31 protein-coding genes and 1 tRNA gene are annotated in these 26535 nt (G+C 66.4%); 12 read left to right on the forward strand and 20 right to left on the reverse strand.

Annotated features, from left to right (window positions below; translation table 11 throughout):
- The first annotated feature begins 14 nt into the window (after positions 1-14).
- Positions 15-485 (forward strand): hypothetical protein, encoded by a 471-nt coding sequence (locus tag HNP98_RS06905; RefSeq protein ID WP_173809329.1) that lies wholly within the window; start codon positions 15-17, stop codon positions 483-485.
- A 90-nt stretch (positions 486-575) separates the two neighbouring features.
- Positions 576-944 carry a hypothetical protein gene (locus HNP98_RS06910; protein WP_173809330.1) on the forward strand — a complete coding sequence of 123 codons (369 nt, stop codon included), beginning with the start codon at positions 576-578 and terminating at the stop codon, positions 942-944.
- Between the two features lie 73 nt (positions 945-1017).
- Here the strand turns inward: HNP98_RS06910 and HNP98_RS06915 are convergent, their stop codons facing one another.
- Entirely contained in the window at positions 1018-1467 is a 450-nt protein-coding gene (locus HNP98_RS06915; protein WP_173809331.1) for a GNAT family N-acetyltransferase, read from the reverse strand.
- Between the two features lie 71 nt (positions 1468-1538).
- Positions 1539-1886, reverse strand: a complete 348-nt coding sequence (locus HNP98_RS06920; protein WP_173809332.1) for a hypothetical protein — start codon at positions 1884-1886, stop codon at positions 1539-1541.
- Between the two features lie 575 nt (positions 1887-2461).
- On the opposite strand from HNP98_RS06920, the gene HNP98_RS22195 reads away from it, so the two are divergent.
- Together HNP98_RS22195 and HNP98_RS22200 are read left to right on the forward strand one after the other, a co-directional pair.
- Positions 2462-2980, forward strand: a complete 519-nt coding sequence (locus HNP98_RS22195) for an alpha-amylase family glycosyl hydrolase (RefSeq protein ID WP_217425681.1) — start codon at positions 2462-2464, stop codon at positions 2978-2980.
- Complete coding sequence (locus HNP98_RS22200) at positions 2977-4221, forward strand: alpha-amylase family glycosyl hydrolase (RefSeq protein ID WP_217425682.1); 1245 nt, start codon at positions 2977-2979, stop codon at positions 4219-4221. The genes HNP98_RS22195 and HNP98_RS22200 overlap by 4 nt, the downstream gene beginning before the upstream one ends.
- A 243-nt stretch (positions 4222-4464) precedes the next feature.
- On the opposite strand, the gene HNP98_RS06930 is transcribed toward HNP98_RS22200, so the two are convergent.
- The 14 genes from HNP98_RS06930 to HNP98_RS06995 all read right to left on the reverse strand — a co-directional run bounded on the left by HNP98_RS06930 (position 4465) and on the right by HNP98_RS06995 (position 13831).
- Entirely contained in the window at positions 4465-5799 is a 1335-nt protein-coding gene (locus tag HNP98_RS06930; protein WP_173809333.1) for a sensor histidine kinase, read from the reverse strand.
- Positions 5796-6488: a response regulator transcription factor gene (locus HNP98_RS06935; RefSeq protein ID WP_173809334.1), complete on the reverse strand. Its 693-nt coding sequence runs from the start codon at positions 6486-6488 to the stop codon at positions 5796-5798. Before HNP98_RS06935 ends, HNP98_RS06930 begins: the two co-directional genes overlap by 4 nt.
- Positions 6489-6618: 130 nt before the next feature.
- Positions 6619-7473 (reverse strand): OB-fold nucleic acid binding domain-containing protein, encoded by an 855-nt coding sequence (locus HNP98_RS06940; protein ID WP_173809335.1) that lies wholly within the window; start codon positions 7471-7473, stop codon positions 6619-6621.
- Between the two features lie 320 nt (positions 7474-7793).
- Positions 7794-9053: an arsenic transporter gene (locus HNP98_RS06945; protein WP_173809336.1), complete on the reverse strand. Its 1260-nt coding sequence runs from the start codon at positions 9051-9053 to the stop codon at positions 7794-7796.
- Entirely contained in the window at positions 9053-9553 is a 501-nt protein-coding gene (locus tag HNP98_RS06950; protein WP_173809337.1) for a hypothetical protein, read from the reverse strand. Before HNP98_RS06950 ends, HNP98_RS06945 begins: the two co-directional genes overlap by 1 nt.
- A gap of 10 nt (positions 9554-9563) precedes the next feature.
- Positions 9564-10214, reverse strand: a complete 651-nt coding sequence (locus HNP98_RS06955; RefSeq protein WP_173809338.1) for a hypothetical protein — start codon at positions 10212-10214, stop codon at positions 9564-9566.
- Between the two features lie 300 nt (positions 10215-10514).
- Positions 10515-10591: transfer RNA gene (locus HNP98_RS06960), tRNA-Asn, on the reverse strand.
- A 101-nt stretch (positions 10592-10692) separates the two neighbouring features.
- Positions 10693-11151 carry a Rieske (2Fe-2S) protein gene (locus HNP98_RS06965; RefSeq protein ID WP_246275018.1) on the reverse strand — a complete coding sequence of 153 codons (459 nt, stop codon included), beginning with the start codon at positions 11149-11151 and terminating at the stop codon, positions 10693-10695.
- Positions 11152-11204: 53 nt separating this feature from the next.
- Positions 11205-12182 carry a signal recognition particle-docking protein FtsY gene (ftsY, locus tag HNP98_RS06970; RefSeq protein ID WP_173809339.1) on the reverse strand — a complete coding sequence of 326 codons (978 nt, stop codon included), beginning with the start codon at positions 12180-12182 and terminating at the stop codon, positions 11205-11207.
- Between the two features lie 150 nt (positions 12183-12332).
- Positions 12333-12497 carry a DUF4295 domain-containing protein gene (locus HNP98_RS06975; RefSeq protein ID WP_071889711.1) on the reverse strand — a complete coding sequence of 55 codons (165 nt, stop codon included), beginning with the start codon at positions 12495-12497 and terminating at the stop codon, positions 12333-12335.
- Between the two features lie 8 nt (positions 12498-12505).
- The gene (gene rpmG / locus HNP98_RS06980; RefSeq protein WP_068227398.1) at positions 12506-12688 is read right to left on the reverse strand and encodes a 50S ribosomal protein L33; all 183 of its coding nucleotides are present in this window, start codon (positions 12686-12688) and stop codon (positions 12506-12508) included.
- A gap of 241 nt (positions 12689-12929) precedes the next feature.
- Positions 12930-13169: a 50S ribosomal protein L28 gene (rpmB, locus tag HNP98_RS06985; protein ID WP_173809340.1), complete on the reverse strand. Its 240-nt coding sequence runs from the start codon at positions 13167-13169 to the stop codon at positions 12930-12932.
- A gap of 82 nt (positions 13170-13251) precedes the next feature.
- Positions 13252-13452 (reverse strand): DUF5522 domain-containing protein, encoded by a 201-nt coding sequence (locus tag HNP98_RS06990; protein WP_173809341.1) that lies wholly within the window; start codon positions 13450-13452, stop codon positions 13252-13254.
- Complete coding sequence (locus tag HNP98_RS06995) at positions 13442-13831, reverse strand: RidA family protein (protein ID WP_173809342.1); 390 nt, start codon at positions 13829-13831, stop codon at positions 13442-13444. Before HNP98_RS06995 ends, HNP98_RS06990 begins: the two co-directional genes overlap by 11 nt.
- A gap of 148 nt (positions 13832-13979) precedes the next feature.
- Between HNP98_RS06995 and HNP98_RS07000 the strand changes: the two genes are divergently transcribed.
- From HNP98_RS07000 to hemB, 5 genes are all read left to right on the forward strand, one after another.
- Entirely contained in the window at positions 13980-14498 is a 519-nt protein-coding gene (locus tag HNP98_RS07000) for a DUF2314 domain-containing protein (RefSeq protein ID WP_173809343.1), read from the forward strand.
- A gap of 81 nt (positions 14499-14579) precedes the next feature.
- The gene (gene rocD / locus HNP98_RS07005) at positions 14580-15836 is read left to right on the forward strand and encodes an ornithine--oxo-acid transaminase (RefSeq protein WP_173809344.1); all 1257 of its coding nucleotides are present in this window, start codon (positions 14580-14582) and stop codon (positions 15834-15836) included.
- Between the two features lie 322 nt (positions 15837-16158).
- Complete coding sequence (locus HNP98_RS07010) at positions 16159-16437, forward strand: hypothetical protein (protein WP_173809345.1); 279 nt, start codon at positions 16159-16161, stop codon at positions 16435-16437.
- A gap of 231 nt (positions 16438-16668) precedes the next feature.
- Positions 16669-17049, forward strand: coding sequence for a hypothetical protein (locus tag HNP98_RS07015; RefSeq protein ID WP_173809346.1), 381 nt, complete (start codon positions 16669-16671; stop codon positions 17047-17049).
- 103 nt (positions 17050-17152) lie between these two features.
- Positions 17153-18139, forward strand: a complete 987-nt coding sequence (gene hemB / locus HNP98_RS07020) for a porphobilinogen synthase (protein WP_173809347.1) — start codon at positions 17153-17155, stop codon at positions 18137-18139.
- Positions 18140-18145: 6 nt separating this feature from the next.
- On the opposite strand, the gene HNP98_RS07025 is transcribed toward hemB, so the two are convergent.
- On the reverse strand, positions 18146-18346 hold the full coding sequence (locus HNP98_RS07025) for a hypothetical protein (protein ID WP_173809348.1): 201 nt from the start codon (positions 18344-18346) through the stop codon (positions 18146-18148).
- A 280-nt stretch (positions 18347-18626) separates the two neighbouring features.
- Here HNP98_RS07025 and HNP98_RS07030 point away from each other — a divergent pair, with 280 nt between their 5' ends.
- Genes HNP98_RS07030 through HNP98_RS07040 form a run of 3 tightly spaced genes read left to right on the forward strand, consistent with a single transcriptional unit; the run spans position 18627 to position 23182 of the window.
- Positions 18627-19529, forward strand: coding sequence for a UbiA prenyltransferase family protein (locus HNP98_RS07030; protein ID WP_173809349.1), 903 nt, complete (start codon positions 18627-18629; stop codon positions 19527-19529).
- Positions 19498-22125 (forward strand): PEP/pyruvate-binding domain-containing protein, encoded by a 2628-nt coding sequence (locus HNP98_RS07035; protein ID WP_173809350.1) that lies wholly within the window; start codon positions 19498-19500, stop codon positions 22123-22125. Before HNP98_RS07030 ends, HNP98_RS07035 begins: the two co-directional genes overlap by 32 nt.
- A complete protein-coding gene (locus HNP98_RS07040; RefSeq protein ID WP_173809351.1) occupies positions 22112-23182 on the forward strand; it encodes a hypothetical protein in 1071 nt (356 codons plus the stop codon). Before HNP98_RS07035 ends, HNP98_RS07040 begins: the two co-directional genes overlap by 14 nt.
- 113 nt (positions 23183-23295) lie before the next feature.
- On the opposite strand, the gene HNP98_RS07045 is transcribed toward HNP98_RS07040, so the two are convergent.
- The 3 genes from HNP98_RS07045 to HNP98_RS07055 form a co-directional block, all read right to left on the reverse strand.
- Positions 23296-23868 carry a DUF6252 family protein gene (locus HNP98_RS07045; protein ID WP_173809352.1) on the reverse strand — a complete coding sequence of 191 codons (573 nt, stop codon included), beginning with the start codon at positions 23866-23868 and terminating at the stop codon, positions 23296-23298.
- 76 nt (positions 23869-23944) lie between these two features.
- Positions 23945-25180 carry a phosphotransferase gene (locus HNP98_RS07050; protein ID WP_173809353.1) on the reverse strand — a complete coding sequence of 412 codons (1236 nt, stop codon included), beginning with the start codon at positions 25178-25180 and terminating at the stop codon, positions 23945-23947.
- 230 nt (positions 25181-25410) lie between these two features.
- On the reverse strand, positions 25411-26529 hold the full coding sequence (locus HNP98_RS07055) for a DUF3419 family protein (protein ID WP_173809354.1): 1119 nt from the start codon (positions 26527-26529) through the stop codon (positions 25411-25413).
- Positions 26530-26535: the final 6 nt, after the last annotated feature.

The raw sequence follows: 26535 nt of genomic DNA on the forward strand, positions 1-26535 counted from the left end.
CGTATCTTGCACAGGTGAAACTACTCGCCGTCGGTCTGCTTTTGGCTGCTTTACCTGCGCAAGCGCAGCAGCAAAAGAGTATGAACCCCATAGAAGGCGCAGACGTGGTGGCAGTACTGCTGGCCGACAGCGGAACCGTGGCTTTGGCCCGGACTGCGCGAATACTTGAGGCACGTGGCTATCACCCACAGCCCCGGGACCCTGCGGCGTTGTGGATGGAAACCACGCCTCATAAAATTCCCGAAGGATGCTTCACTTCGATTCAGGCGACAGTGATGGGGCACACCGTGTTGCTTTCGGGCAACTCATGGTGCATTTTGACGCACAACAGTCCCCGTCCCTTGTGGTATTCAACCACGAGCCGCGTCCCCTTTGCCAATTTTGATTGCTATGCGTGGGGCTGGGATGAGCTACAGGCAGTAGCCCACGAGCTATCAGGAATAAGGATCGTGTATTTCCGCCGGCCCTCGCTTAAGGACCAGTGAGGCTGTTTAAAATTTCGGGCCTTTACGGCGGTCCCTTATGCCGAGCACGACCGGGGCATTTCGCGTGGGGCAGCCATTTTTGAAAGTTGTATGGACCTTCCCTCCACGTTCGTTGATGGCACCCAGGTTATTTTTTCCAGCGGGAATACAATTGATTTTCAGAGCCGCATTTTAAAAATCCTGCAACTGGAGCAGGTAATTGTTATCATCCCACTGAGACAGCCGCCACAACTAGACGGCAACAACGTGTTTGCATTCACCCAGCAGGGTGATTTTTTGTGGCGCATTGAAGCCGCAAATTTTATTTCTGATACTCTGCCAGAATGCCAATTTGTTGACGCCAAAGTATCCACACAAGTCGGCCGCTCAGACCAATTGCTATTGTATAATTGGTGCGAACGAATGTTGCGCGTTAATCCATTTACTGGCGAGGTATTAAAAATCGTCCCCACCCGGTGACAACTCACACTCGGTTATTTCGCTAAATAAATCCGACACCGATGTACTGCTCACGCAACTTGCTCTCCGCCAGCTACAGCCGCAGCATATGGATGTGCGCAATCCCGTCCTCCAAATACCCTTCTCCCACCTGCTCGAACCCGAAGCCGCGGTAGAACTCGCGCAGGTACAGCTGGGCCCCGATTTGGATGGGTTGGGGGCCCCACAGGGCCGCGCATTCGGCCAGGGCCTGCTGCATCAACTGCCGCCCCAGGCCGTGGCGGCGAAACGCGGGGGCCACGGCCACCCGCCCAATGCTGGCTTCGGGGTAGCTGCGGCCCGCCGGAAACAGCCGGGCGTAGGCGGCCAGCTCGCCGGTGGCCGTGCGGCCCAGCAGGTGGTGGGCGGCGGCGTCGTGGCCGTCAAGGTCTTGGAAAGCGCAGGTTTGCTCCACCACGAACACGGCGCTGCGCAGCTGGAGCAGCGCGTACAGCTCGGGCACGGTGAGGGCGGCGTAGGCGTGGGTAGTCCAGGTGAGGGGCATGGGGCGGAGCGAAGGCGCAGGCAAAGATGCCCCGCCGCGCCCGCGCCGGCAACCCGGCCGCCGCGCCGGCCTTAGTGCAGCGAGGCCAGGTAGTTCAGGTTGGGGCCCAGCACCTCGTTGTCGGCCAGGTCCTGGAACCGGGCGAACTGGGCCTCGGTGAGCACCGGAAACAGCAGGTTGGCCAGCTCGCCGGCCGACGGCCGCACCAGCACGTGGGCCTTGAGCACCCGCTGCACCTCCAGCGCCTGGCCGTCGGGCAGGTGCAGCGTGGCGATGAGGTAGCGCAGCAGCGGGCGGGCCGCCTCGTGCCGGGGCGCGGGGCCGGCGAGCCGCACGCACCCCAGGTGGCCCGCCGGGCCCGCAGCAAAAACGCCCGAAGTAGTGGCCAGAAAGCAGGCGAGCAGCGTAAGGGTTTTCATAAAGCAAGGGATTGAAGAGGTCTTTCAGTACTAAACCGCAAGGCCCGCTCCCTACCCATCAGCAGCAAGTTGGCCCAACAAAGTTGACGGTACCCGCCGCCTTCGCTACGCCCAATTAGGCGGACGCAGTGAAATAGGCGGTCAACGCTCGATTTACGTCGGCGAATTGGTTTCGGATTTAAGACCATCGACAGTTTTTACCGGTTGAACGGCTAAATATTGTATTTGAACGAGCAGTATTGCACTGCGAGCAGCAAAGATGCAATTCATGAACCTGGCGTATTCATTTGGCTGCTTGCGGGCAAGGAGCCCGTTTCGCTGGGGCCAGCCCCAAAGGCTCATCCGCGCAGATTCGGGCTCTTGGGATTGCCTCCGGGTGGACCGCGCCGTGCAGCTTGCCCGCCCCCGCGGGGCCACCCGCCGCCCGCACCCGGCCCCGCGTTCCTTTGGGGCCGGGGTGCCCCCCCCGGGACGCATTGGTCCGGCCCGCGGCGGGGCACCGGCGGCTTACCTTGGCGCGGCACCCACCCGTTCTCCGTTCTTATGAAATACCTCGCCCCCCCTTATTCGCAGCCTTGCTCCTGGCCGGCCCCAGCGCCGGCTGGGCCCAACGCGCCGCGGCCGGCCGGCCAACCGCGCCCCAACCAACCGCTGCGGACCCCAACCGCACGTGGTGGAAAGAAGCCGTAGTGTACCAGGTGTACCCGCGCAGCTACAAAGACAGCAACGGCGACGGGGTGGGCGACCTGCGCGGCCTCATTTCCAAGCTCGACTACATCAAGAGCCTGGGGGTGAACGTGATATGGCTGAACCCGATTTACGGCTCGCCCAACGATGATAACGGCTACGATATCAGCGACTACCGCGCCATCATGAAGGACTTTGGCACGATGGCCGACTTCGATGCGCTGCTCCAGGGTATGCACCAGCGCGGGCTGAAGGTGGTGCTGGACCTGGTGGTGAACCACAGCTCCGACGAGCACGCGTGGTTCAAGCAGTCGAGAAGCGCGCGCGACAACCCCTACCGCGACTATTACCATTGGTGGCCCGCCGAGAAGGGCGTGCCCAACAAACGCCAGAGCTTTTCGACGTGAAGGGCGACGCCTGGGCCTACGACGCGGCCACCAAGGCCTACTGCCTGCACTACTTCTCGCGCAAGCAGCCCGACCTGAACTGGGAAAACCCCAAGCTGCGCCAGGAGATTTACAGCATGATGCGCTTCTGGTTCGACAAGGGCATCGACGGCTTCCGGATGGACGTGATTCCCTTCATCGCCAAGGACACCGCGTTTCCGCCCATCCCAGCCGAGTACCACGGCGACTTCGGCCGCTACTACGCCAACGGCCCGCACCTGCACGACTACCTGAAGGAGATGCGCCGCGAAGTGCTGGGCAAGTACGACGTGCTGAGCGTGGCCGAAGGCGCGGGCGTGACCAGCGACCAGGCCCTGGAATTCGTGGACTCCGCCCGCCAGGAGCTGAATATGCTCTACCACTTCGAGGGCATGGGCGTGGGCAACGCGCCCGGCCTCAAGTACCGCATGCGCAAGCCCGAGGGCTACAGCCTGCTGGAATTCAAGCAGGTGTACACGAAGTGGGACAAGATATTCGCGGAGAAAGGCTGGGGCACCATCTACCTGGGCAACCACGACCAGCCCCGGATGGTGACGCGCTGGGGCGACGACCGGCCCGCGTTCCGGGCGGCCTCCTCGAAGCTGCTGACCACCTTTTTGCTCACCATGCGCGGCACGCCCTACTACTTCGGCGGCGACGAGCTGGGCATGACCAACATCAAGTTCGATAAAATCGAAGACTACCAAAACATCGAAGTGCGCAACATGTACGCGCAGCTGAAAGCGGAGGGCGGCGACCTGGCGCAGTTCGTGGAAGCCCAGAAAATCTCGGGCCGCGACAACGGCCGCACGCCGTTTCAGTGGGACGCCTCGGCCCACGCGGGCTTCACCACCGGCACGCCCTGGCTGAAGCTCAACCCCAACTACGCGCAGGTGAACGCGGCGGCCCAGGAAAAAGACCCCAACTCCATCCTCAACTACTTCCGCCGGGCCACGGCCATGCGCCGCCAGCACCCGGTGCTGGTGTACGGCCGGTACCAGCTGCTCGACGCCGACAACCCCCACATCTACGTCTACACCCGCACCCAGGGCAAAGAGCGGGTGCTGGTCGTGCTCAACTTCACCTCCGACAAGCAGACGTGGGCCGTGCCGGCGGGCCTGAAGCCCGGCGGCACGCCCTGGCTCAACAACTACGCCGCCTTCACCCCCGGGCCCACCCTGGCCCTGGAGCCCTGGCAGGCCGTGGTGGTGCCCCTGCGGTAAGCCGGCCCGGGCCCCGGCGCAGCCCACCACAAAGCCGCGCAACCGGCTGAATAGCGCGGTTTCGGGGTCCGTGGATAGTAGCGCGAACTCTGTAGTTCGCGTTGTTTGCTTCGTTTTTGCGATGGCCGTCGCGTGTTAACCGTTCAGCGCCGCGAACTACAAAGTTCGCGCTACTATCCACGGCCCCCCTGAACTGCGCTGACCCGGCCCGGCGCACCGGCCCAGCGGCCCGCGCCGGGCCCGTCAGCCCGCGGCGAAGGGTGGCAGCACCAGGCGCACGCGCAGCTCGCCGTGGGCTTCGCGCAGCCGCAGCGGGGCCCCGTGCAGCTCGGCGATGCGGTTGCTCAGCCACAGGCCCAGGCCGGCCCCGCCGCTGAGCACGTCGGCCTGGTAGCGGGCGGTGGTGAGGCGGGCGAGGTCGCCCAGCGGGGCCGCCAGGGGGTTGCTGACCTCGGCGTAGAAGCAGCCGGTAGCCGCTTCCCGGCCAACTTCTACGCGCACCCCGGCCCCCGGCGGGGCGTGGCGCAGGGCGTTGTCGAGCAGGTTGAGCAGCACCGTGGTGAGCTTGTCGGCGTCGGCGGCCACGGTGTAGTCGGCCACTTCTTCGGCCACCGCCAGGTGCAGCGCCCGGCCCGCCGCCCGGAAGCGCGGCAGCAACTGGTCGGCCGCGGCGAGCACCAGCTCGTTCAGGGCCACCGGGCGGCGCGTGAGGGGCAGCGCGTCGGAGCGCAGGCGGCTCACCAGCAAAAAGTCTTCGACCAGCCGGCCCAGCCGGTGCAGCTCCTGGGCCTGGGCGTCGAGCGGGGCGCGGAGGCTGGCGGGCAGCTCGGGGGCCTGGCGCGTCACGGCCAAGCCGGTTTGCAGCACGGCCAGGGGCGTGCGCAACTCGTGGGCGGCGGCGGCCAGGAAGTTGTCCTGTAATTCGGCCCCGGCTTGCAGGCGGTCCAGCATCTGGTTCAGGGCGCGGGCCAGCTCCTGCACCTCGTCGCCGGTGGCCGGCTCGGCCAGGCGCTCGGGGCCGGGCGCGGCCCCGATGCGCCGCGCCTGCCGGCTGATGCGCCGCAGCGGGCGCAGGGCCCAGCCCCCCAGCCAGGTGGCCAGCAGGGCCGCCAGGCCCACGCTGCCGCCCAGCGCCAGCAGCAGCCCGCCCTGCACCTGGCGCAGGTCGCGGGCCAGGGGCGCGCCCGAGTGCGCCAGCCACAGCCGCACCCGCTGCGCCGCGCCGGCCTCGGTGGGGCGCAGCTGCGCCACTTCCACCACCCGCCAGCCGCGGCCATCGACGGCAGCAGCGGCGAAGCCCGGCGAGTGAAACAGCTCGCGGGCGGGCTGGCCGGCGGTTTCGATCACCACCCGCGCCCGCTCGCCGAGACCGGGCAGCGGCACCACCGGCAGCGGCCCGCTCAGGTCTACCCGGTCGAGCAGGGCTTGGGCGCGGGCCTGCAGGCGCTGGTCGTCGCCGCGGTGCAGCACCCGGCCCACCTGCCGGTACTGGTAGGTGCCGGCCAGCAGCACCACGCCGCCAAACACCGTGGCGAAGGCCAGCACCAGCTTGGCCCGCAGGCCCCGCAGCGCCCTCACCGGGCGGCGGCCGGGTCGTGCAGCCGGTAGCCGTGGCCCACCACGGTTTCGAGCAGCGGCGGCAGGCTGGGAAAGGCGCGGTCGAGCTTGCGGCGCAGCTGCGAGAGGTGCACCTCAATCACGTTCGAGCCCATGTCGAAGTCCACCTCCCACACCTTTTCGGCGATGCGGGTTTTAGTAACGACCCGGTTGGGAGAGCGCAGCAGCAGCTCCAGCAGGGCAAACTCGCGGTTGGTGAGGGCCAGCACCTGCCCGGCGCGGGCCACGCGCCGGTGCACGAGGTCCAGCTCCAGGTCGGCCAGCCGCAGCACGGGGGCGTCGGCGGCGGCCGTGGCCTTGCGCTGCACGGCCCGCAGGCGGGCCAGCAGCTCGTCGAAGGCAAAGGGCTTGCGCAGGTAGTCCACGGCCCCCGCGTCGAGGCCCCGGATGACGTGCTCGGTGCCGCTGAGCGCGCTCACGATGATGACGGGCGTGGCCAGCCCGAACTCGCGCAGGTTGCGCAGCACCTCCAGCCCGTTCTGGCCGGGCAGCATCAGGTCGAGCAGGATGGCGTCGTAGGGCGTGGCGGCGGCCATTTCCAGGCCGGTGGCCCCGTTGTCGGCCCCGTCGGCCACGTGCCCCGCCTGGGCCAGGCCCTGGCGCACAAACTCGGCCAGGCGCGGCTCGTCTTCAATCACTAAAAGGCGCATGAGCAAAGGTGTGTTTTAAGCTATTAGCTGTTAGCCGTTAGCTATTAGCCGTTAGCCCTCCATTGAACGGAAAGCCAACAGCTAATAGCTAACAGCTAATAGCTAACGGCTAACAGCTTAAAAAAAACGGCTACTGCACCAGAAACTGCACCCCGTCGAGGGTGATGGTCTGGGCGCGGACCACCCGCACGGGCTTGGCGGCTACTTCGCCGGGGCGCAGGGCGTGCAGGCTGCCGGTGGCCGCCACGGCCGCGCCCACCTTGAGCTTATCGGCCAGCTGCTCGGCGGCCCCGGGCGGCAGGCGCAGCACGGTGCCGTCGCTCACAACCACGGCGTTGGTGCGGCCGCGGGGGTCCTGGGCCAGGCGCTGCACGGTGCCGCGCACGGCGGCGGCTTCCTCGGCGGGCGGGGTGGCGGGGCGGGCGGGCGGCGTGTCGCGCACGGTCTGGCCGCCGGCCGCCAGGCTCACCAGGTGCAGGGCGGCGCGGCCGTCCTTGTCCGCGTCGCGGAAGCCCGTGACGGTGACCGGGCTACCGGCCTGGGCGGCGGCCATCAGCGCCTGGGCCAGGTGGCGCGGGAAGCGCACGGTTTCGGTGCCGGTGGCGGTTTTGAAGCCGAAGCTGTCGTAGAGCTGGTCGTCGCCGCTGGCCAGGTAGCCGGTGAGCGTGCCGCTGAAGTCGGCCAGGGCCTGCACGGATGCGTGGTGCGGGCCGGGGCCTTGGCCGTGGCGGGGCCCGGGGCCGTCGCCGGGGCGGCCGGGGCGCGGGGGGCGCGGGGGGCGCGGGGGGCGCGGGCCGTCGGCGGGCGGGGCGGGCTGCGGCGCGGCGGTAGCGATGGCGGCGGGCGCAGCAGTTTTGGCGGCGCGGCGGGCGGCGCGGCTCGTGCCGGCCGGGGCCAGGGGGGTTTGCTGGGCCTGGGCCAGGGGGCCGGCCAGCAGCAGGACGGCCAGCGCGGGCAGGGCCGTTTTCAAGGGCGAGTGCGACATGGGTAAAAAACGGAGGAGGGTGAAAGCAGCGGTTTGTTCCGCTTGCCTGGTTCAAAATTGCTACCCCCGGCTGAGGGGCGGCTGAGGCCAGGATTAATTTTTCTTCAGCCCCGGCCAAGCGCCCGTCAATTGCGCCGCGCCGCGCCTGGCTGCGCGCGTGCCCTTCCAAGTAATAGTTTGATTATTTGTGCATTATAGCTAACAATTTAGACACAAGGACGATGCCGACAACCAGCAGGGCGCGACCAGCCACCCGGCCAGGGCGGAGCGCGTGAGGCGAAAAGTTTTATAGCCAGGGCTACGTACAAGTGCGGCCCCGGCTAGCGGGGCAGCACAAACAGCGAGCCGATGGCCAGCAGCAGGGGCACGGTCATCACCAGCGCCCCGAGCTTGAGGAACTGCCAGGCGCTCACCGCAATGTTTTCGCGCCGGAGCGCCACCAGCCACAAAATCGTGGCCAGCGAACCCGTCACGGACAGGTTGGGGCCCAGGTCTACCCCAATCAGCACCGCACTTTTCAGCGTTTCCGACACGCGGGCGGTTTGCAGCACATCGCCGGCAATCAGGCCCGCCGGCAGGTTATTCATCCCGTTGCACAGCAGCGCGACGCCCACGCCACTGGCCCAGGTGGTTTTGGCGGCCGCGTGCTCGGCCTCGGCCGTGAGCACCGCGGCGAGCCAGCGGGTAACGCCCGTTTTGGTGAGCGCCTCCACCAGCACAAACAAGCCGGCCACCAGTGGCAGTACCGACCAGGAAATGCCCTTGGCAAGGCCAAGGGGACCTTTGCGGGCGCTGGCCAGGACGATGGCGGCCGTGAGGGTGCCCGTGAGGGCGGTGGGCAGCCCCAGCGCCAGGCCCCGGGCCGAGGCCACCAGCAGCGCCACCGCCGTCGCCCCGATGCCCGCCAGGGCTACCCGGCCCCCGCGCCCGAGGGCCGGCAGTTCCACGTCAGCCGCGATGGCGCGGCCCAATTCGGCCTGCTGCGTGTAGCGCAGCAGGAAGTAGGTGGCCCCGATGGCCACGGCCGACGGGAGCAGGTAGCGCGGCAGCCAGGCCAGCAGGGGCGGCAGGTGGGCCCCGTAAATTACCAGGTTGGCGGGATTGGAGATGGGCAGCACGAAGGAGGCCGCGTTGGCGATAAAGGCGCAGATGAACAGGTAGGGCAAGGGGTTTTTTACCTTGGCGGCCCGCACGGCGCTGGCCACGGCCGGCGTGAGCACGACCGCCGTCGCATCGTTGGAAAGGAAGGTGGTCACCCCCACCCCCACCAGGTAGATGAGCAGGAACAGCCGCTGGGCCGAGCCCTTCGAGAGCCGGGTGGCGTGGGCGGCCAGCCAGTCGAAGAGCTTTTCCGCGCGGGCGGTTTCGGCCAGCATCATCATCCCCGTCAGAAACAGGTAGACGTCGAGGCCCTTCGCCACCCCCGCGAGGCCCTCCGACGGGGTCAGCAGCCGAAAAACGAGGAGCACAACCGCCCCGCCCGCCGCCCACACGAATTCGGGCACCCTGAACGGCCGGCTGATGACCAGTGCAATAGATATAGCCGAAATAATCCAGATCAGAACCGTGCTTGTTGGCATTACGACGTGGGTACGGAACGTTGGTTGAATTGTTTTGTTTTGCGTTGCGGTTGGGGCCCGGCTGCGTGCCCAAAACCCCCGTTTTCCTCCCACGCGCCGATGCGGGCCGCGCCTGGCTGGCACGGTGGCTGGTAGGGGGCCCGGGCCGGCAGGAGCCGGTGCCGACCGAGGCGGCCGGTAGCGTCGCGGGCCTCGACGGTTAACGTGAGGGAGGCGGCGACCCCGGCGGCCCCGGTAGCTTCGGCCTGCCACACGCCCTGCTCATCCAGCCGCATCGGGAGCCCCAGGCCTTCGCCCAGGCAGTAGCGCACCTCCTCGATGGCCTGTGCCCCGAATACCAACGCGCGAACGGTAAAGCCGGGCTGCGCGGCTTGCCGCTCGTGGCGGAGCGGGCGGTAATCGGCGGGCGCGGTAATCAACACGAAGGGGAACCCGCTGTCGAGCGCCTTGAACCGCCAGCTTACGGTGCCCGGGTCGAGGCTGAAGAGGGAGTAGCCCACCGACCCTTCTTCAATTTAGCCGGTGGAACGGGTAGTGACTAACATAAATGGTCGCGCCGTCGTTGGCCAGTTCGTTGTGGTAGGTGTGCCCCCTATCAACCAAAGCCACGCGGTGTTGCGCCAGCAGGGCGGTTACCTGCCGCCGCGCTGCTTCGGCCCGCAGGTCGGCGGGGTAAGTGTGCATAAACAACGCTACCTCCGTGCCGGCGGGCACCTGGCCCAGCTGCTCGCGCAGCCAGGTGAGCGGGGCAACTCCCAGCCGGAAGTCGGGCCCGCCCCGGCCGGGGCCGCATACGCTGAGAAAAAGGCACCGCCCCCCGTGCCTCCAGGGCCACCGGGAGCGGGCCCGCTCCCAGCCCCGCGTAGAAGTGGACCGGGCTACCCGGCTCCATGTTGTGGTCGCCCGAAATCGCGCGGCCAGGGATGCGGGCGATGCGCAGCGCGGCGGCCCCCAACCGCGGTACTGCTCCGCCCCTCCGTTGTCGGCCATGCTCCCCGGCAGGCAGATGAAATCGAGTTGGCCGCCGTGTTCCACTTCCAGCTGCACCAGCATGGATAAAAAATTCAGGCAGTAGCGGGCTTTGGTATCGGCGATGTACAGGTCGTCGATGCGCTTGTAAACCAGAAGTTTACCGGTACTCAAGGTTAGTGTTTCGGCCATACTCAGGTAAAGTTGGTTGCCCGCAAGCCTGCCAGGGCAGGACGGGTAGTTTGCAACGTGCCCATTGATACGGGCTGGCTGGCGTGGGCGCTGGACCGAGACAGGTACAGTCAGTTTCGACGCAATGAGGTAAACGGTAAGCTAAAGCTGCGGACCGCAGCACCGGGGCAGCAGTAACCAACCGCAGGCCGTGCAAGCGGCCCCAGGGGTTGCGCAATAGCTCGGCCAGCCTGAAGTGTTGAATTGAAAACTGCCTGGAAACGAAGAATGCCCGCCGGTTAGGGCGGGCATTCTCGGTAGTGGCGCTCCCTCCTGGGCTCGAACCAGGGACCCTCTGATTAACAGTCAGATGCTCTAACCGGCTGAGCTAAGGAAGCAATTTATTCCGAAACCGGCGTTTTCGGACTGCAAACTTACGGCGTTGCATCGACTAGAGCAAGATGGAAGCTGAAAAAAATCAAAAACCTACGTCCTTTGGCTAATTCACGACTGTTAACTGCGTGCCTTGCAAGCTGGTAGCGTACTGGCGCAGCGGCCGCACCGCCGGCCCTCCAATGACCTGGCCCGCAAAGCTGAAGCGCGAATCGCAGCACGAGTCGCGCAGGAATAAGCGCGACGAGCGGTCGAGGCTCACCAGCGAGCAGGCGTCGTAGGGGTGGTAAGGGCAGTTGCGTTCGAAGGCCAGGTAGGTGCTAGCGTTTTGGCGCACGATAAGCACGCCCTTCGCGCCGCCGGTGCCGGCGGGGCCCTGCACGGGCAGCGTCACCACGCCGTTGTCCAAGCGCAGGGCCCGGTACTGCTGGTTGGTGAGGTCGAGGGCCAGATTCACCGGGGCGTAAGGAATTTGCGGCTCGCCGTCGGTGGACGAGCTGCTGCACGAAGCCAGGCCCCCCACAAACAGGGCTGGGGCAACGAGCGAAGCAAGGGAATGGCGCATCGGGAAAAGCATTTCGGCCGTAACGCCCGGCCGGGGCGGCTTAGTGCCCGCGGCTACTTGCTGAACAGCGAATTGACGTAGGTGTGCTTGTCGAAGAGCTGCAAATCGGTCATTTTCTCCCCCACCCCGATGTAGCGCACCGGAATGCTGAACTGGTCCGAAATGCCAATCACCACCCCGCCCTTGGCCGTACCGTCGAGCTTGGTGATGGCCAAGGCCGTTACTTCCGTGGCGCGGGTAAACTCCTTGGCTTGCAAAAAGGCGTTCTGGCCCGTGCTGCCGTCCAGCACCAGCAACACTTCGTGGGGCGCGTCGGGAATCACTTTCTGCATCACGCGCTTGATTTTGGTGAGCTCGTTCATCAGGTTCACCTTGTTGTGCAGGCGCCCGGCGGTGTCAATGATGACCACGTCGGCCCCCAGTTCCACGCCCTTGCGCACGGCGTCGTAGGCTACGGAGGCGGGGTCGGTGTTCATGCCGTGGCTTACCACGGGCACGCCCACGCGCTGGCCCCAGATGATGAGCTGGTCCACGGCCGCGGCCCGGAACGTGTCGGCGGCCCCCAGCACCACTTTTTTGCCGGCGCTGTGGAAGCGGTGGGCCAGCTTGCCAATGGTCGTGGTTTTGCCCACGCCGTTCACGCCCACCACCATAATCACGAAGGGCCCCGCGCCACGGGCCGCGTCGCCGCGCTCGAGCACGGCCGTCGAGCCGGTGTTGTTGTCTTCGAGTAAGGCGGCAATTTCTTCGCGCAGGATGCGGTCGAGGTCGTTGGTGCCCACGTACTTGTCGCGGGCCACGCGCTGCTCGATGCGCTCAATCACCTTCACCGTCGTGTCGATGCCCACGTCGGCGTGCACCAGCAGGGCCTCCAGGTCGTCGAGCACGGCTTCGTCCACCGTGCTTTTGCCCACCACGGCCTTGCTGAGCTGGTTGAAAAAGCTGGTTTTGGTTTTTTCCAGGCCCGCGTCGAGCGAGGCCTGCTGTTCCTTGCTGTCCTTGTCTTTCTTAAAAAAATCGAAGAGGCCCATGCGGTGCGGCGATGGGGCCGGGCGGTGGCCGGGCCCCGTGGAACGGTTAGGAAAGGGGTAAGGGGCCCCGGGGCCCCGCCAAACGGATGGCTACTACACGAAAAAAGTCCCACGAAGGCGGGACTTTTTCACTTTCTAAGCGCCAGCGGCTTACTTGTTGCCGGTGGTGATGAACTCCTGCACTTTGTCGAGGAGCACCATTTCCTCTTTGAAGGTGTAAGCGCCGGTCTTCTCCGATTTTACGGCGCGAATGACCTTTGCCCAGTTCTTGGCGTTCTCCGTGGTTTTCAGAGTTGCTACTACTTTCTTAGCCATAACGCAGGTTATTTAATCTCTTTGTGAACAGTCATTTTGCGCATGATCGGGTTGAATTTCTTCAGCTCGATGCGCTCGGGGGTATTCTTGCGGTTCTTGGTGGTGATGTAGCGCGAGGTGCCCGGCAGCCCCGAGTTTTTATGCTCGGTGCATTCCATGATAACCTGCACCCGGTTTCCTTTCTTGGCCATCTCGACGGGGGTTGTTTTTGGTTTTAGGATTGCAAAGGTACGGCCTTTTGGGGAAACCGCAAAAAACCAGGCACCTTTTGCTTTTTTATAGACTTGCCAGCCAGGGGGTTGCCGTAGCACCGGCGCCCCCGGGCCCGCCAATGCCAGCGCCGATACCCGGCCCGCGGGCTGGTGCATCGGCGCTGGCATTGGCGGGCCCGGGGTTGAACAATGGCTGCCCGGCCCACAATTGCATCGTTGATTAATAGACGACGAAGCCCTGCTCTTTGGCTTTCTTCAACACGGCCATGATGCCGTTTTTGTTAATGGTGCGGAGGGTGGAAGTGGCCACTTTCAGCGTCACCCAGGCGTCTTGCTCGGGAATATAGAAGCGCTTCTTCTGCAGATTCGGGTAGAACTTGCGCTTGGTTTTGTTATTAGCGTGCGACACGTTGTTGCCAACGCGGGTGCGCTTGCCGGTCAAATCACAAACTCGGGCCATGATATCGGGGGATTAGAAATTACAAAGCAGGGAAACGGGCCGCAAATATCGGTAAAAGTCTGCCAATTACCAACTACCCGTTTCATTTTCCTGCCGGCGCGGGCCCCGGGGGCTTAAAATTCCAGGGGCAATGGCGGCAGCCGTTGCGGCAGCAGTAGCCCCGCCGCTGGTGGTACTGGGCCGTGAACACGAGGTAGCCCTCGGGCGTGGTGTAGTAGTCGCCGGGCAGCAGGGGCCGGGCGGCAAACTCTTCCAGGGTGGGGCGCTTGGGCTCAGCGGGCATCGGGGGGCAGCACGGCGATGCACTCGATTTCAACCAGGGCCTCCAGTGGCAGGCGCGACACCTCGACGGTGGTGCGGGCCGGGCGGTGGTCCCCGAACACATCGGCGTACACGGCGTTCATGCGGGCAAAGTCGGCGAAGTTTTTCAAGAACACCGACGTTTTCACGACGTCGGCCAGGCCCAGGCCTTGGGCCGAGAGCACCGTGGCCAGGTTGGCCAGTACTTGCCGGGTCTGGTCCTCGATGGTGAGGGCCTCGATGCGCATGGTGGCGGGCACGAGCGGCGTTTGGCCGGAGCAAAACACGAAGCCGCCGGCCACGATGGCCTGCGCGTAGGGCCCCACGGCGGCGGGCGCGTCGGGGTGGTGGAGGGCTTGCATGGGGCAAAGGTAGAAGCAGCCGACGCGCCCACCCGAACCGCCGCGGCTTTAGCTGTATTTTTGAGCAGCTTACCACTTTTTGCCGGGCCTGCTGGCGTCCCCGCCCCGCCAAGCAGGCCGGATAGTTAACGCATAACCCTGACGGACCATGCTACGCTTGTTCTTATTGGTTGCCTCGGTTGCCCAACTGCTCGTTTTTCGGGCCAATGCCCAGCAAAATGCGCCCGTCAACTCAGCCCCGCTGGCCCCCAATGCCCCTGCCGACCGGCCAGTGAGCGTAGCAGTAGCCGATGACTCGGAGGCAGAAGCTGCTTTGGCAGCCTTTGAGCAGCATATCGCCCCCGCCATAAAAAAGGCGCGGGCCACCTTGCCCCAAGCCAAAAAACGCTTCTTGCAAGGGCTGCCCAGCGGGCAAGCCTTTTACGTTACCACGCGCATCTCGGACCCGAATGGCCCCTACGAGCAAGTATTCGTGCGTGTTAAGCAATGGCAGGGAACGCAGGTACAAGGCTTCATTGCCAGCCAGCTCGATGTGGTCAAAACCTACCAACAAAACCAACTAATTACTTTCTCTGCGTCGGACGTATTCGACTGGACCATCAGCCGTCCCGATGGCTCCGAGGAAGGTAACTTCGTTGGGAAATTAATTGATGCCGGCAACCAATAAACTTCACCTGCTCAGCGCGTTTCTTCTAGTAAATAAATTAGAAATTCGTAAGATTCCCACCGCTCATTCCCTCCCACCCCCATGCAATTATCCGCCCCCGCCCTGCCCACCACCGCTAGCCGCGCCGAGCAGCTCATGGCCCTCGAAGACCGCTACGGGGCCCACAACTACCACCCGCTGCCCGTGGTGCTGGCCCGCGGCGAGGGCGTGCACCTGTGGGACGTGGACGGCCGGCGCTACTACGATTTCCTCTCCGCCTACTCGGCTGTGAACCAGGGGCACTGCCACCCGCGCATCGTCGGGGCCCTGGCGGCGCAGGCGCAAACGCTGACGCTGACCTCGCGGGCATTTTTCAACGACCAACTCGGACCGGCCGAGCAGCAGCTGTGCGAGCTGTTTAAGTACGACAAGGCGCTGCTGATGAACTCCGGGGCCGAGGCCGTGGAAACGGCCCTCAAGCTGGCCCGCAAGTGGGGCTACCAGGAAAAAGGCATCGCGCCCAACCAGGCACGCATCATAGTAGCCGAGCACAACTTCCACGGGCGCACCACGGGCATCATCTCCTTCAGCACCGACGGCGAGAGCACGGGCGGCTTCGGGCCCTTCGCGCCGGGCTACCAGGTGGTGCCCTACAACGACATCGAGGCCCTGGCCGCGGCCCTGCAAGACCCGCACGTGTGCGGCTTCCTGATTGAGCCCATCCAGGGCGAGGCCGGCGTGGTGCTGCCCGCCGTGGGCTACCTGGCGCAGGCCACCGCGCTGTGCAAGGAGCACAACGTGCTGCTGATTACCGACGAAATCCAGACCGGCCTGGGGCGCACGGGCAAGCTGCTGGCCTCCGACCACGAGGCGGTGCGCGGCGACATTCTCATCCTGGGCAAGGCCCTGAGCGGCGGCGTGTTGCCCGTGTCGGCGGTGCTGGCCGATGATGCAATCATGCTCACGATTCAGCCCGGGCAGCACGGCTCCACGTTTGGCGGCAACCCGCTGGCCTGCGCCGTGCTGCGGGCGGCGCTGGACGTGCTCATCGACGAAAAGCTGGCGGAAAATGCCGCCCGGCTGGGCGAGATTTTCCGGCAGCGGATGCGCCAGGTGCAGGCCGAATGCCCCGCCACGGTGGAGCTGGTGCGCGGCCGGGGCCTGCTCAACGCGGTGGTCATCCGGCCCGCCGCCGACGGCCGCACGGCCTGGGACGTGTGCGTGAGCCTGTTGGAGCGCGGCGTGCTGGCCAAGCCCACCCACGGCGACATCATCCGCTTCGCGCCGCCGCTCGTCATCACCGAAGCACAACTACACGAAGCCTGCGACGTAATTGCGGACGTAATCCGGGAATTTTAGCCCGGGGCCCTCCCCCATGATTTCTGTACGCTTACGCCCGGTTGCCTTTTTACTTACGCTGAGCCTGCTGGCCGGCTGCCGGAGCGAGCGGACCGCCTTCAACTTTAGTACGCCGGTTGGCGCGGGCCCCGGGGCCCGGGCGCGCACCCCGCGGCCGGCGCCGGCCGCGCCCACCGCAGTACTGGTCACCACCACCCTGGCTGAAGTAACTGCCGTTGCCCCAGGGGCCCCAGAATCAGCAGTTGCAACGGGGGCCCCGCCGCGCAAAAGCTTTGGCCGTTCGGTACGCGCGCAGGCGCAGCACTTGCTGACGCTAAGTTCCTTGCAGCAACCCGCAGCCGCGCCGGAAGCCCCGGCGCAACTGCGGTCCCACCGCCGGGCCGCCGGGGCCCTGGCCCGCACCCAGCGCACCACGGAGGCCGGGCTGGGGCGCACGGTGCTGTTCATTTTGGGCGTGGTGCTGGGCGTGCTGGCGGGCCTGGCCGCGCTGGTGAACCTGATTTTCGGAGTGGGCTTCTTCACCGCGCTGGGCTACACGGCGGCGGGCTTGGTGGTGCTCTACCTGCTATACAATCTTTTCAGTCCGAAGAAAAAGGCCTGAGGTAGCGGCTCCCGGGGCAGGTACCCACCATGCTCGGCAGGCTTGTTACCAGCGCGACCACACGGGCAAACGCTACTGGCTCCTGCCCACTCCGCTGCTGGTTGGCCAGTGCACTTGCCGCCACGAGCACTAGCTGCCCGAGCCCGCTTACCCCGGCCGGGGAACCGGGCCCCGGCGCGGGCGTGCCTGCGCCCCCAACCAAATGACTGCTCTACCAACATCCCCCTTCAAATGAACGCAGTACGCTTGTTTTGGCTGGGCGGCCTCCTGTGCGGTGCGGGCGGGGTGGTGCTGGGCTTCGGCCTGGGCGGGGGCTGGGGCCTGCTGACCGGCTTCGGCGGCCTGGCCCTCGGTTTATTCCTGCTGATGGTCGGCACTTTTGGCATTGGCCTGCAAGGCCCGGCCCGCGCCCGGTTCACGCTCGTGGCGTTGCTGGGGCTGGGGCTGCCCGTGGCCGGCCTGGCGCTGGGCTGGCACTTGGGCGGCTTGGTCGGAATTGGGGTTGGGCTGCTGGCGCTGGGCCTGGGGGCAGTGGTCAGCGCGGCGGGCATGATCTTCGGCCCCACGGCCGGCCCCCCGCCACAGCCTGAGCAGGCACCCATCGGCCCATGAGCCGGCGCTGGCTCGTCCTCGGGAAGCCATTTCGCGCAAGCTGCTGTTACCGTTTCGTTCGTTGCTGTTTTATTTGAAATTACGCTTTTAGATTTTCCCAAATATGCTCCCCGTCGACCGCCCCCGCCGCAACCGTAAATCGCAGGTTATCCGCGACATGGTGCAGGAAACCCGCCTCACCGCCCACGATTTTATCTTCCCCCTGTTCCTCATCGAAGGCCACAGCCAGCGGCTGGAGGTGAAGTCCATGCCCGGCATCTACCGCTACTCGGCCGATACGGTAATTGAAGAGGTAGGGCGTTGCGTGGAGCTGGGCATCAAGGCGTTCGCGCCGTTTCCGAGCATCAGCGACGGCCTCAAGGACCGGCTGGCGCGCGAATCGGCCAACATGGACGGGCTGTACTTAAGGACGGTGGCCGACCTCAAGCGGCAGTTTCCGGACGTGGTGCTGATGACCGACGTGGCCATGGACCCCTACAGCAGCGACGGCCACGACGGCGTGGTGGACGTGGACTCGGGCGAAATCCTCAACGACGCCAGCCTGGAAGTGCTGGGCCAGATGGCGCTGGCCCAGGCCCGCGCCGGGGCCGACATCATCGGGCCCTCCGACATGATGGACGGCCGCGTGGCCTGGATTCGGGACGTGCTGGACAGCAACGCCTTCCAGCACGTGAGCATCATGAGCTACACGGCCAAGTACGCCTCGGCGTTCTACGGCCCCTTCCGCGACGCGCTGGACTCGGCCCCCAAAAAGGGCGACAAGAAGAGCTACCAGATGAACCCCGCCAACCGCATCGAGGCCCTGCGCGAGCTGGCCCTCGACGAGACGGAAGGCGCGGACATGGTGATGATCAAGCCCGCTTTGAGCTACCTCGACATCATCCGCGAGGTGAAGGACCGCACCCACCTGCCCGTGACGGCCTACAACGTATCGGGCGAGTATGCCATGGTGAAAGCCGCCGCCCTCAACGGCTGGATGGACGGCGAGCGCACCATGATGGAAGTGCTGCTGAGCATCAAGCGCGCCGGGGCCGACGCCATCCTCACCTACTTCGCTAAAGAGGCGGCTGAGGTGCTGCGCAAGGGTTAGCCCGCCCTAACCGGGCACCGGCACCCGGCCGGCCGGGGCGGGTGCTTCCCGGTCGAAGCGTTCGAGCACGATGGGGAAGACGACCAGCTCGCCGAACAGGGCCCCGGCGATGGCCACGGCGGTGAGCGCCCCGAACAGGGCCCCGGTTTTCAGCGAGCCGAACATCATGAAAGCGTAGCCAAAGAACAGGATGGCGCTGGTGAGCACGATGGCCGGCCCCGCGTGGGCGATGGTGCGCCGCCGGGCGGCGGCCGGGCCCTGGCCCGCGCGCCGGCCAAGGTACGCGCCCCCTCAGCGCATCCGGCTCTTTTTCAAGCCAATAGCCATTCCGGTATTAAGTCTGATTTATTCTCATAGTAGTTTTCGTTAAAATGTTATCTGTCAATAATTTGCAAAATAAAATATCCTTGTTTCCGGCTTTATTAAAGTCCGACAAAGGCAACTATTCTGTTGGTTAGCGCCTCTGGGGCCCGCGTTCTTTGACGGCATGAACCTCCGCCACTTCGCCGCCTACTTCCAGGAACGGTTTCCGCCCGTGAACATGGGGCTGTTCGCCGTTCTCTTCCTCACCGTGTTTGCCGTGGCGCACCAGGCGGGCCGGGCCGGGCCGGTGCTGCGCTACCTGGGCTGGCGCGAGGCGCTGGGCGTGGCGGCCACGGTGTCGTTCTTCTTCCGGCTGCGCGTGTTTGACGAGCAGAAAGACTACGCCAGCGACGCCCGTTTCCACCCGGGGCGGGTGCTGCAAACGGGGCGCGTGACGCTGCCGCAGCTCCGGGCGCTGGCGGGGGCAGGGGCGGCGCTGGAGCTGGCGTGGGCGGGGCTGATGGGCGGGCCCGCGCTGGCCGGCTGGGCCCTGGCGCTGGCCTACAGCGGGCTGATGCGCCGCGAGTTTTTCGTGCCGGCCTTCCTCGCGCCCCGGCTGGTGCTGTACGCCGTGAGCCACATGCTGATTATGCCGCTGGTCATTCTGTGGCTGTGGCTGGCCTACGCGCCACCGGGCTCCCCGCTGCTGCCCCTGCTGATGCTGCTGAGCTTGCTGGGCGGCTTCGCTTTCGAGCTGGCCCGCAAGATTCACGCCCCCGCCGCCGAGCGGGCGGGCCTGGCTACTTACTCGCAAATCATGGGGCTGCGGCGGGCGGTGGCGGCGGTGCTGCTGGTGCTGCTGGCCGGCGGCGCGGCGCAGGCCTGGCTGCTGCGGCAGGTGCAGGCGGGGGCCTGGGCCTTCGTGGGGCTGGGGGCCCTGTACGCGGCCACGCTGGCCCTGTACGGCGCGGGCCTGGCCCGGCCCCGCGAGGCCACCCTGCGCCGGGCCGAACTCCTGGTTTCCCTCTTCATCCTCAGCAGCTACCTCTTCCTCCTTGTCCAGATTCAATTCGCGCCCGGCCGCTAGCGGGCTGGTGTCCGGCGCGGCGGCGCGGCCGGCGGGGGCCACCGTCGGGGGCAAGGCGGCGGGGCTGTTCCGGCTCCGGGCGCTGGGGCTGGCCGTGCCCGACTTCGCGGTGCTGCCGGCCGAGCTGTTCGACCCGCTGCTGGCCGGCCTGCCCACCGACGCGGCGGGCCTGGCCGAGCGCCGGCGCCGGCTGGCGGCCTTCGCGCTGCCGGCGGCGGTGGAAGCGCACTTAAGCGAAACCCTCGCGGCCTGGGATTTCCCGCGCCAGCCGGTGGTGGTGCGCTCCTCGGTGGCCGACGAGGACGGCCGCACGGCGGCGTTTCCGGGGCTGATGGATTCGCGGCTGCACCTCACCACGCTGGCGGCGGTGCGGGCGGCCGTGGCGCAGTGCGCGGCCAGCGCCTACTCGGCGCGGGCCCTGGCCTACCGGCGGCGGCACGGCCTGGCGCTGGGGGCCCGGCCGGCCCTGGTGGTGCAGCGGCAGGTGGCGGCCACGGCGGCGGGCGTGCTGTTCACCACGTTCCCCGAGTACCCGCAGGAGCTGGCCATCCACGCGGTGTGGGGCTTCGGCGAGGGCCTGGTAAGCGGCCTGCTCGAACCCGACGAGTTTTACTTCGACAAGCAAACCGGGGCCCCGACGCACCAGAAAACCGCCCTGAAAACCCAGCAGGTGGTGGCCGGCGCCGGCGGCGGCACGGCCGTAGCGCCGGTGCCGGCCGCCCGGCAGGCGCAGCCCTGCCTGGGCCCGGCGCAGCTGGCCGAGCTGGTGGCGCTGGCCGCCCGCCTCGAGGCGCAACTCGGCGGGCCCCAGGACGTGGAGTTCGTGGCCACGCCCGGGCGGCTGTGGGTGGTGCAGGCCCGGCCCGTCACGCAGGCCATTCCGGCGGTGGTGGTGTACGACAACGCCAACATCCAGGAGAGCTACTGCGGGGTGACGACGCCCCTTACCTTCAGCTTCGCGCAGCGCGCCTACGCCACCGTGTACCGGCAAACGATGCAGGTGCTGGGCCTGCCCGCCGCCACCATTAGGGCCCACGAGGCCGTGGTGGCCAACCTCTTGGCCCTGGTGCGGGGCCGGGTGTACTACCACGTCAACCACTGGTACCGGGGCCTGCTGCTGCTGCCCGCCTTCCGCCAAAACAAGGCCGACCTGGAGCGCATGATGGGCCTGACCGAGCCCGTGGACCTGGTGCAGAGCCACGAAAAAACGGCCCGCGAAAAGCTCGTGCTGCTCCCGCGCCTGCTCCTGAACCTGGCGCGGCTGCTGGCGGCCTTCGGGCAGCTGCCGCGCCGCACGGCGGCCTTCCACGCGCACTTCCGGGGGCATTTTGAGCGGTTCTACCAGCTACCGCTGAATGAGTTATCGGCCCCCGCGCTGCTGGCCGAAAAAGCGCGGCTCGACGCCGGCCTGCTGCTGAACTGGACCACGCCCATCGTCAACGATTTCCGGGTGATGATGGCCAACGGGGCCGCCCAGCGCCGCCTGGCCGCCGCCGGTATCGCCGACGCCGAGGAGTTCCTGAGCCGTTACCTCTCCGGCGACCAGCAGCTGGCCAGCGCCCGCCCCGCCTACGCGCTGCAAGCGCTGGCCCAGCGGGTGCGGCGGGAGTTTCCGGCGCTGCGCCCGCTGCTGCTCGCCCTGCCCCCCGATTTGCCCGCGCAGGTGCAACAGCAGGCCCCCGCGCTGCACCAGGACATCCAGCGCTACCTGGCCGCTTACGGCGACCGCAGCATCGGCGAGCTAAAGCTCGAAACCGCCACCATGCGCACCGACCCGCTGCTGTTTTTCCGCTACCTGCGCAATTATCTGCTAGAGGAGGTGGAGGAAACCGCCGCCCCGGCCACTACTGCCCTACGCGCCGGGGCCGGAGCCGAGCTGGCCGCCCGGCTTCGCCCCCGCTCCGCCTGGTTCCGGCGGACCGTGCGGCGGCGCTTGCGGCAGCTGCAAGCGGCCGTGGGCCGGCGCGAGGAGCTGCGGCTGGAGCGCACCCGGCTTTTCGGCATGTACCGGGCCCTGTACCGCGAGCTGGGCCAGCGCCTGGCCCGCGCGGGCGCGCTGGCCGCCGCGGCCGACGTGTTCTACCTCACCGAAGACGAGGTAGCCGCCGCCGTGGCCGCGCCCGGCCCGGCCTGGGCGGCCCGGGCCGCCGGCCGCCGGCAGGAGTTCGCGCAGTACGAGCACGAGCCGGGGCCCGCGCGGATAACCGTCCCGGCCCGGCCCCCGGCGGCCCCCGCTCCGGGGGCCCGGCCGCCCGGCCACTGGCAGGGCACGGGCTGCTACGCGGGCCAGGTAACGGGCGAGGTGCTGTGCATCAGCGGGCCCGACGACAGCCTGGCGGTGGCGGGCAAAATCGTGGTGGCCGCCCGCACCGACCCGGGCTGGGCGGTGCTGTTCCCGGCCTGCCGGGGCGTGCTCATCGAGCGGGGCTCGGCGCTGTCGCACTCGGTCATTCTGCTGCGCGAGCTGGGCATTCCCACCATCATCAACGTGCCGGGCCTGCCCGCGCGGCTGCGCTCCGGCCAGCGCGTGCGCATGGACGGGGCCACCGGCGAAATCACTTTACTACCCGATGCCGCACCCGATGACAACGCTTGAGCGCCTGCCCTACGCCGGCCAGCTGCCGGCCTCGTTTTTCGCCATCCCGGCCGCCATTTACGCCGGCCTGCCCTACCGGCCCAAGGAAAACCCCGGCCTCACGCGGGAGCTGTTTGCGCTGCAAGCCGCTAACCACGAAATCATTACCTATACCGACCACGCCCACCTGCGGCTGGTGGGCATTTTCCCGCACGCGGGGCCCGATGCCTATTTTGGCTTTTGGGAAACCACCGACGATGCCCCACTCAACGAAGCCGCATTTGCCCTGCTGGCCGCCGACGCGCGGCAGCGGGGCAAGGCCACCCTGGCGGGCCCCTACCACTTCAACACTTTTCAGCGCTACCGCCTGCGCCTCACCGGGCGGCCCTCCTGGCAGCAGTTCGACCGCGAGCCGGTGAACCCGCCCTACTACCCGGCCCTGCTGGCCCGCGCCGGCTTCGCGCCCACCCTGGCCTTCGAGAGCCGGCTGCTGCGGGCCGCTACGGTGCCCGAGGTGTACCGCCAGAAAAACCCGGTGCTGGAAAACCTGGGGCGCATTCCCTACGATTTTATCCCCGTAACGGCCGCGAGCTGGGACGCGCTGGAGGACGAGCTATTCGCCTTAATTCAGCAAATATTCGGCGCAAACCCGGCGTACAAGCCGGTGTCGCGGGCGCAGTTCCGGCAGTTGTATAACCGGGAGTATGCCGCCCGGCTTTGCCCGCACTCCTCAGTGCTGTTCCGCGACCGGCACTCGGGCCGGCTCGCGGCCCTGAGCCTGTGCCAGCCCAACTACGCGGCCCTGCAACTACCCGCCGGCCAGGCCCCGGTTTTTACCCGCGACTATGCCCGGCTGCCCCGCAAAACGCTGCTTGCCAAAACCGTCGGCGTCCACCCCGATTTCCGGCGGCAGGGCCTCATGTCGCTACTGGCGGCCTACGCCATGCAGGGCTTCCGCGACTGGTACGAGGAAGTGCTGTTCTGCCTGATGCGGGCCGACAATTTCTCCCTGCAATTCACGGCGGGAATGCCGGTGGAAACGGCGCACTACGCGCTGTTTCAAAAGCACTTGTTGTAGAGTAGGCGAACTGGCGGAACTCATCCCGGCCCGCCTGTATCGCCAAGAAATGCATCACAAGCATTTTGCTTGTTAATGTATTGTTTGTAGAGGAATTAAAGACGAGAAATTAATTAATTACGTCGGTCAAATCGGCCGTTGGTGATGGTAATAGTTTTAGTGGAGTCCTGTGTTCCGACCGCAGTGAATTCAAAGGTGCCAGCCGATAAGCCCTGAGCTTTGTTGGTCGCGGTTAGTGTCACTCGGCCCGTATGCCTGGCATTGGTCACATACACTTCTGGGCTGTCATTTGTGCGGTAAGTGGCGTGGTTAAGAACAGAAGACGAAACGCCTCGCGGATAATATTGCGTATTCATATTCAGCAGGTAAGTGCCCATTGCGGGGTAAATTCCCGGCTGCGGGCCTTGTAGAAAAAGCATTACCTCTACCCCCTTCCCGTCAAGCTGTCCATCCATAAGCAAATAGTAGCTGTGGTCAAAGGCAAAGCCGCCTTGCAGCGCGGGCACGGGGGCGCTCAGGATGCCGCCGCCATACGAGTGGGCCACCAAAGCTTGTCCGTTTACCAAGCACCCAGCCGTGTTTTCGCCCTCCTGCGTAGCGGCCGGCAAGCTGGCTTCGGGGTCATCCTTTTTGCAGGCTGCCAGGCCCAACAAAATCATTAAGCTGGCTAATGGATAGATTTTCATGGGGAAAGTGGAAAGGCTCGGTTGGGCGGCGTGGTTGAAGAAAGTGTTTTTTAGTTGCGCGTGAGTAAAACTGAGGCTAGGCCAGTACCAAGCTTGATTTGCCGCGTAGGGCCCCGCCAATTTCCAGCACCTGCTCAACTGCCGTGGCGGGCGCTTCTCCGGCGTGTTCCAGCGTGTCGAAATAGCTGTTGACCACCCGGGGCAGGTAGGGGTATTCGCTCACGGAATGGGCCATCAGGTACAGGCCCAGGCGGTGCAGGCCGAAGTCGAGGGCGGCCAGGTCGAAGCCGGTGCGGAAGGCGGCGCGGTCGGCGAAGCGGCCGGTGCGGGCGTGCAGGCACTGGCGGTAATACTCCAAGTACGCGGCCCGCAGGTGGTAGCGGTCAGCGTCGAGCACGAAGCACAGCAGCTCCACCACGTCGTACTGGGGCACGTGGTAGGTGGCCAGCTCCCAGTCGTAGGCGCAAAATTGCAGGCGGCCATCGGCGCGGCGCTTGAAGCAGGTGTTGCGCGGGTTCAGGTCGTTGTGCACCAGGGTTTTGGGCATGGCGGCCAACGTCGCCCAATACGCGGGTATTTCGGCAATGGCGGCGTGCAGCCGGGCCGCCCGCGCCGGCGGGTACAGGCCCGGAAAGCGGGCCGCCGCGTTGGCCAGCAGCGCGGCCCACAGCGGGGCCAGCCGCGCCATGAACGCGCCCGACGGCACGTCGGCCCCGTGGGCCGGGGGCTGGTCCTGGGGCCCCACCAGGTGCTGGGCGTGCCAGCCGGCGAGCTGGAACAGCGCCGTGCGGATGTGGCCGTCGGTCCACTGCCCGGGGGCCATCACGGAGTTGAGCAGCTCCACGTCGTCGAGGCATTCGAGCAGCACGAGGTAGGTCTGGTGGGCCTCGTCGGCGTGGGTGGCCCACACCTCGGGCAGGATGCCGGCCCCCGCCTGCCGGTAGGCGTGCAGCTCGCGCCAGTGGGTGTGCTCGAAGCCGGTGAGGGCCTGGAACTGCGGGTACACGGCGGCCACGTCGCCCCCGCAGGCCCGGGCCAGGCCCGCCAGCATGGCGGAAATTTCGGAGCCCGCCGGCTTAATTTTCATTACCAGCCGCCGGGTCTGGCGCTGGCCGTCGGCGTGCAGCGTCACGGCCAACCCGAAGAGGCCCACCGGCTTATCGGAGCGCCCGGCCGTGAGGGCCGTCAGGATGCTGGCCGAGCTGTCGAGGGGAAACGGCACCACCGCCTCCACCCGGATGCGCCGCTGCGGGGCGTGGCGCTGCATAATGGCTTCCAGGAAAGCGGGGCAGAAGTAGTCGGGCCGGGGCATGGGGCGGGGGTTGAGGAATGGAAAGTGGATTTCTTCCCAATGCTACCACCGCGCATAGCAGTATTACCAGCCAATATTTTACTTTTAAGGACTTTTTTTTAAGGCTTAAAGATGAGTCAGTATTTTTCCAACATATTTTAAATCAATATTTTGACAAATAAAAAAAAGCTGCTGTTGCGGAAATAATCAGACTTTTTAATTTCCCAGAACCTTACCATTTTGGGCTTCATTTAGCCGCCCGTAGCACCCGTCGGCACTGCCGCCGCTTCCCACGCCAGCACGCGCACGTCCCGAAAATAGAAGCAGCCTTCGGCGGCCGACAGCCGCGCCGACTCCGCCGCTTGCAGCGGCACGCCCGGCGCGGGGGCCCCGGCCTGCGCTTGCAGCAGGTTCCAGAACACCAGCCGCAGGGGCCCCGGGCGCTGGCCCAGCGCCCGGCATACCCGCGCGAACTCGGCCGCGCTCACGTACTCGAAGATGTTGGACAAGCTGGCTTTGGTGACATCCTGCCCCGCCAGCGAAAGCAAAAAATCGGTGGCCTCGCCGGTGCGGATGCGCAGGGCCGGCAGCCGGGCGCGCAGGCGCAAGTAGTTGGCCGCCTGGTAGCAGGGCGGCAGCACGGCCTGGGGCAGGCCTTCGGGGCCGAAGAAAAAGAAGCGGAAGAAGAAGTTGTCGCGGGCCAGCTGGGCCCCCAGGTGCCGGCGCAGCCGCTCGTAGAACGCCGCCCCGCCCGACTCCGTGGCGTGGGCAAACAGCCGGGCGTCGCGGCCCTTGCTCAGGTTGGCGTCGTCGAAGTACTGAATGAACTGCTCGCGGAAATCGGTCGGCTCCAACTCGGCCCGGAAAAACGCCGCCTGGGCCCCCACCGCGTCGAACGCCAGCAACTGGCGCAGCGCCGCCTGCCGGGCCGGGGCCAGGGTGGGCAGGAAGGCCGTGACGTAGCTTTCCAGCCGCCCGGCCGGGAAAATACCAGCCGGGTTGGCCGCAAAAAACGCGCCCCAGTATTCTTGCTCCGGGGCGGGCAGCGTGGCCCGCACCGGCGGCCAGGCCGCCGCCACGGCCCCGGGCCCGTCCAGGCCCAGCAGCCCCCGAAACACCGGGTACGGGTGGAGCGCAACCACGTGCTGCTTGAGGCGCAGCAGCGCGTTCTGGGCCGGGTTCAGGTCGATGGCCGTGACGCGGGCCGCCGGCGTCAGCAGCGCGTTCAGCACGTTGCAGCCCGCCCCGGTGACGACGAGGGCGTGGTCGGCCGGGCCCAGGCGCAGGGCCCCGTGCAAGGTGGCGCTGCTCTCCCACACCAGCGCGTAGCGCAGGCTGTCCAGCACCAGGGCCTGAAATTCTGACTTCATAAAGCG

It is taken from the genome of Hymenobacter caeli, from assembly GCF_013294115.1.
GTDB lineage: Bacteria > Bacteroidota > Bacteroidia > Cytophagales > Hymenobacteraceae > Hymenobacter > Hymenobacter caeli.

What these genes read in the sequence shown, in the direction of transcription:
- HNP98_RS07015 (WP_173809346.1), top strand. Translation starts at nt 16,669, where the DNA reads ATGAACGCAGTACGCTTGTTTTGGCTGGGCGGCCTCCTGTGCGGTGCG.
- HNP98_RS06975 (WP_071889711.1), bottom strand. Translation starts at nt 12,497, where the DNA reads ATGGCTAAGAAAGTAGTAGCAACTCTGAAAACCACGGAGAACGCCAAG.
- rpmG (WP_068227398.1), bottom strand. Translation starts at nt 12,688, where the DNA reads ATGGCCAAGAAAGGAAACCGGGTGCAGGTTATCATGGAATGCACCGAG.
- HNP98_RS07045 (WP_173809352.1), bottom strand. Translation starts at nt 23,868, where the DNA reads ATGAAAATCTATCCATTAGCCAGCTTAATGATTTTGTTGGGCCTGGCA.
- HNP98_RS06955 (WP_173809338.1), bottom strand. Translation starts at nt 10,214, where the DNA reads ATGGCCGAAACACTAACCTTGAGTACCGGTAAACTTCTGGTTTACAAG.
- HNP98_RS06910 (WP_173809330.1), top strand. Translation starts at nt 576, where the DNA reads ATGGACCTTCCCTCCACGTTCGTTGATGGCACCCAGGTTATTTTTTCC.
- ftsY (WP_173809339.1), bottom strand. Translation starts at nt 12,182, where the DNA reads ATGGGCCTCTTCGATTTTTTTAAGAAAGACAAGGACAGCAAGGAACAG.
- HNP98_RS06920 (WP_173809332.1), bottom strand. Translation starts at nt 1,886, where the DNA reads ATGAAAACCCTTACGCTGCTCGCCTGCTTTCTGGCCACTACTTCGGGC.
- HNP98_RS06945 (WP_173809336.1), bottom strand. Translation starts at nt 9,053, where the DNA reads ATGCCAACAAGCACGGTTCTGATCTGGATTATTTCGGCTATATCTATT.
- HNP98_RS07030 (WP_173809349.1), top strand. Translation starts at nt 18,627, where the DNA reads ATGAACCTCCGCCACTTCGCCGCCTACTTCCAGGAACGGTTTCCGCCC.
- rocD (WP_173809344.1), top strand. Translation starts at nt 14,580, where the DNA reads ATGCAATTATCCGCCCCCGCCCTGCCCACCACCGCTAGCCGCGCCGAG.
- HNP98_RS06990 (WP_173809341.1), bottom strand. Translation starts at nt 13,452, where the DNA reads ATGCCCGCTGAGCCCAAGCGCCCCACCCTGGAAGAGTTTGCCGCCCGG.
- HNP98_RS06995 (WP_173809342.1), bottom strand. Translation starts at nt 13,831, where the DNA reads ATGCAAGCCCTCCACCACCCCGACGCGCCCGCCGCCGTGGGGCCCTAC.
- HNP98_RS06915 (WP_173809331.1), bottom strand. Translation starts at nt 1,467, where the DNA reads ATGCCCCTCACCTGGACTACCCACGCCTACGCCGCCCTCACCGTGCCC.
- HNP98_RS07040 (WP_173809351.1), top strand. Translation starts at nt 22,112, where the DNA reads ATGACAACGCTTGAGCGCCTGCCCTACGCCGGCCAGCTGCCGGCCTCG.
- rpmB (WP_173809340.1), bottom strand. Translation starts at nt 13,169, where the DNA reads ATGGCCCGAGTTTGTGATTTGACCGGCAAGCGCACCCGCGTTGGCAAC.
- hemB (WP_173809347.1), top strand. Translation starts at nt 17,153, where the DNA reads ATGCTCCCCGTCGACCGCCCCCGCCGCAACCGTAAATCGCAGGTTATC.
- HNP98_RS06965 (WP_246275018.1), bottom strand. Translation starts at nt 11,151, where the DNA reads ATGCGCCATTCCCTTGCTTCGCTCGTTGCCCCAGCCCTGTTTGTGGGG.
- HNP98_RS07055 (WP_173809354.1), bottom strand. Translation starts at nt 26,529, where the DNA reads ATGAAGTCAGAATTTCAGGCCCTGGTGCTGGACAGCCTGCGCTACGCG.
- HNP98_RS07000 (WP_173809343.1), top strand. Translation starts at nt 13,980, where the DNA reads ATGCTACGCTTGTTCTTATTGGTTGCCTCGGTTGCCCAACTGCTCGTT.
- HNP98_RS06940 (WP_173809335.1), bottom strand. Translation starts at nt 7,473, where the DNA reads ATGTCGCACTCGCCCTTGAAAACGGCCCTGCCCGCGCTGGCCGTCCTG.
- HNP98_RS07050 (WP_173809353.1), bottom strand. Translation starts at nt 25,180, where the DNA reads ATGCCCCGGCCCGACTACTTCTGCCCCGCTTTCCTGGAAGCCATTATG.
- HNP98_RS06935 (WP_173809334.1), bottom strand. Translation starts at nt 6,488, where the DNA reads ATGCGCCTTTTAGTGATTGAAGACGAGCCGCGCCTGGCCGAGTTTGTG.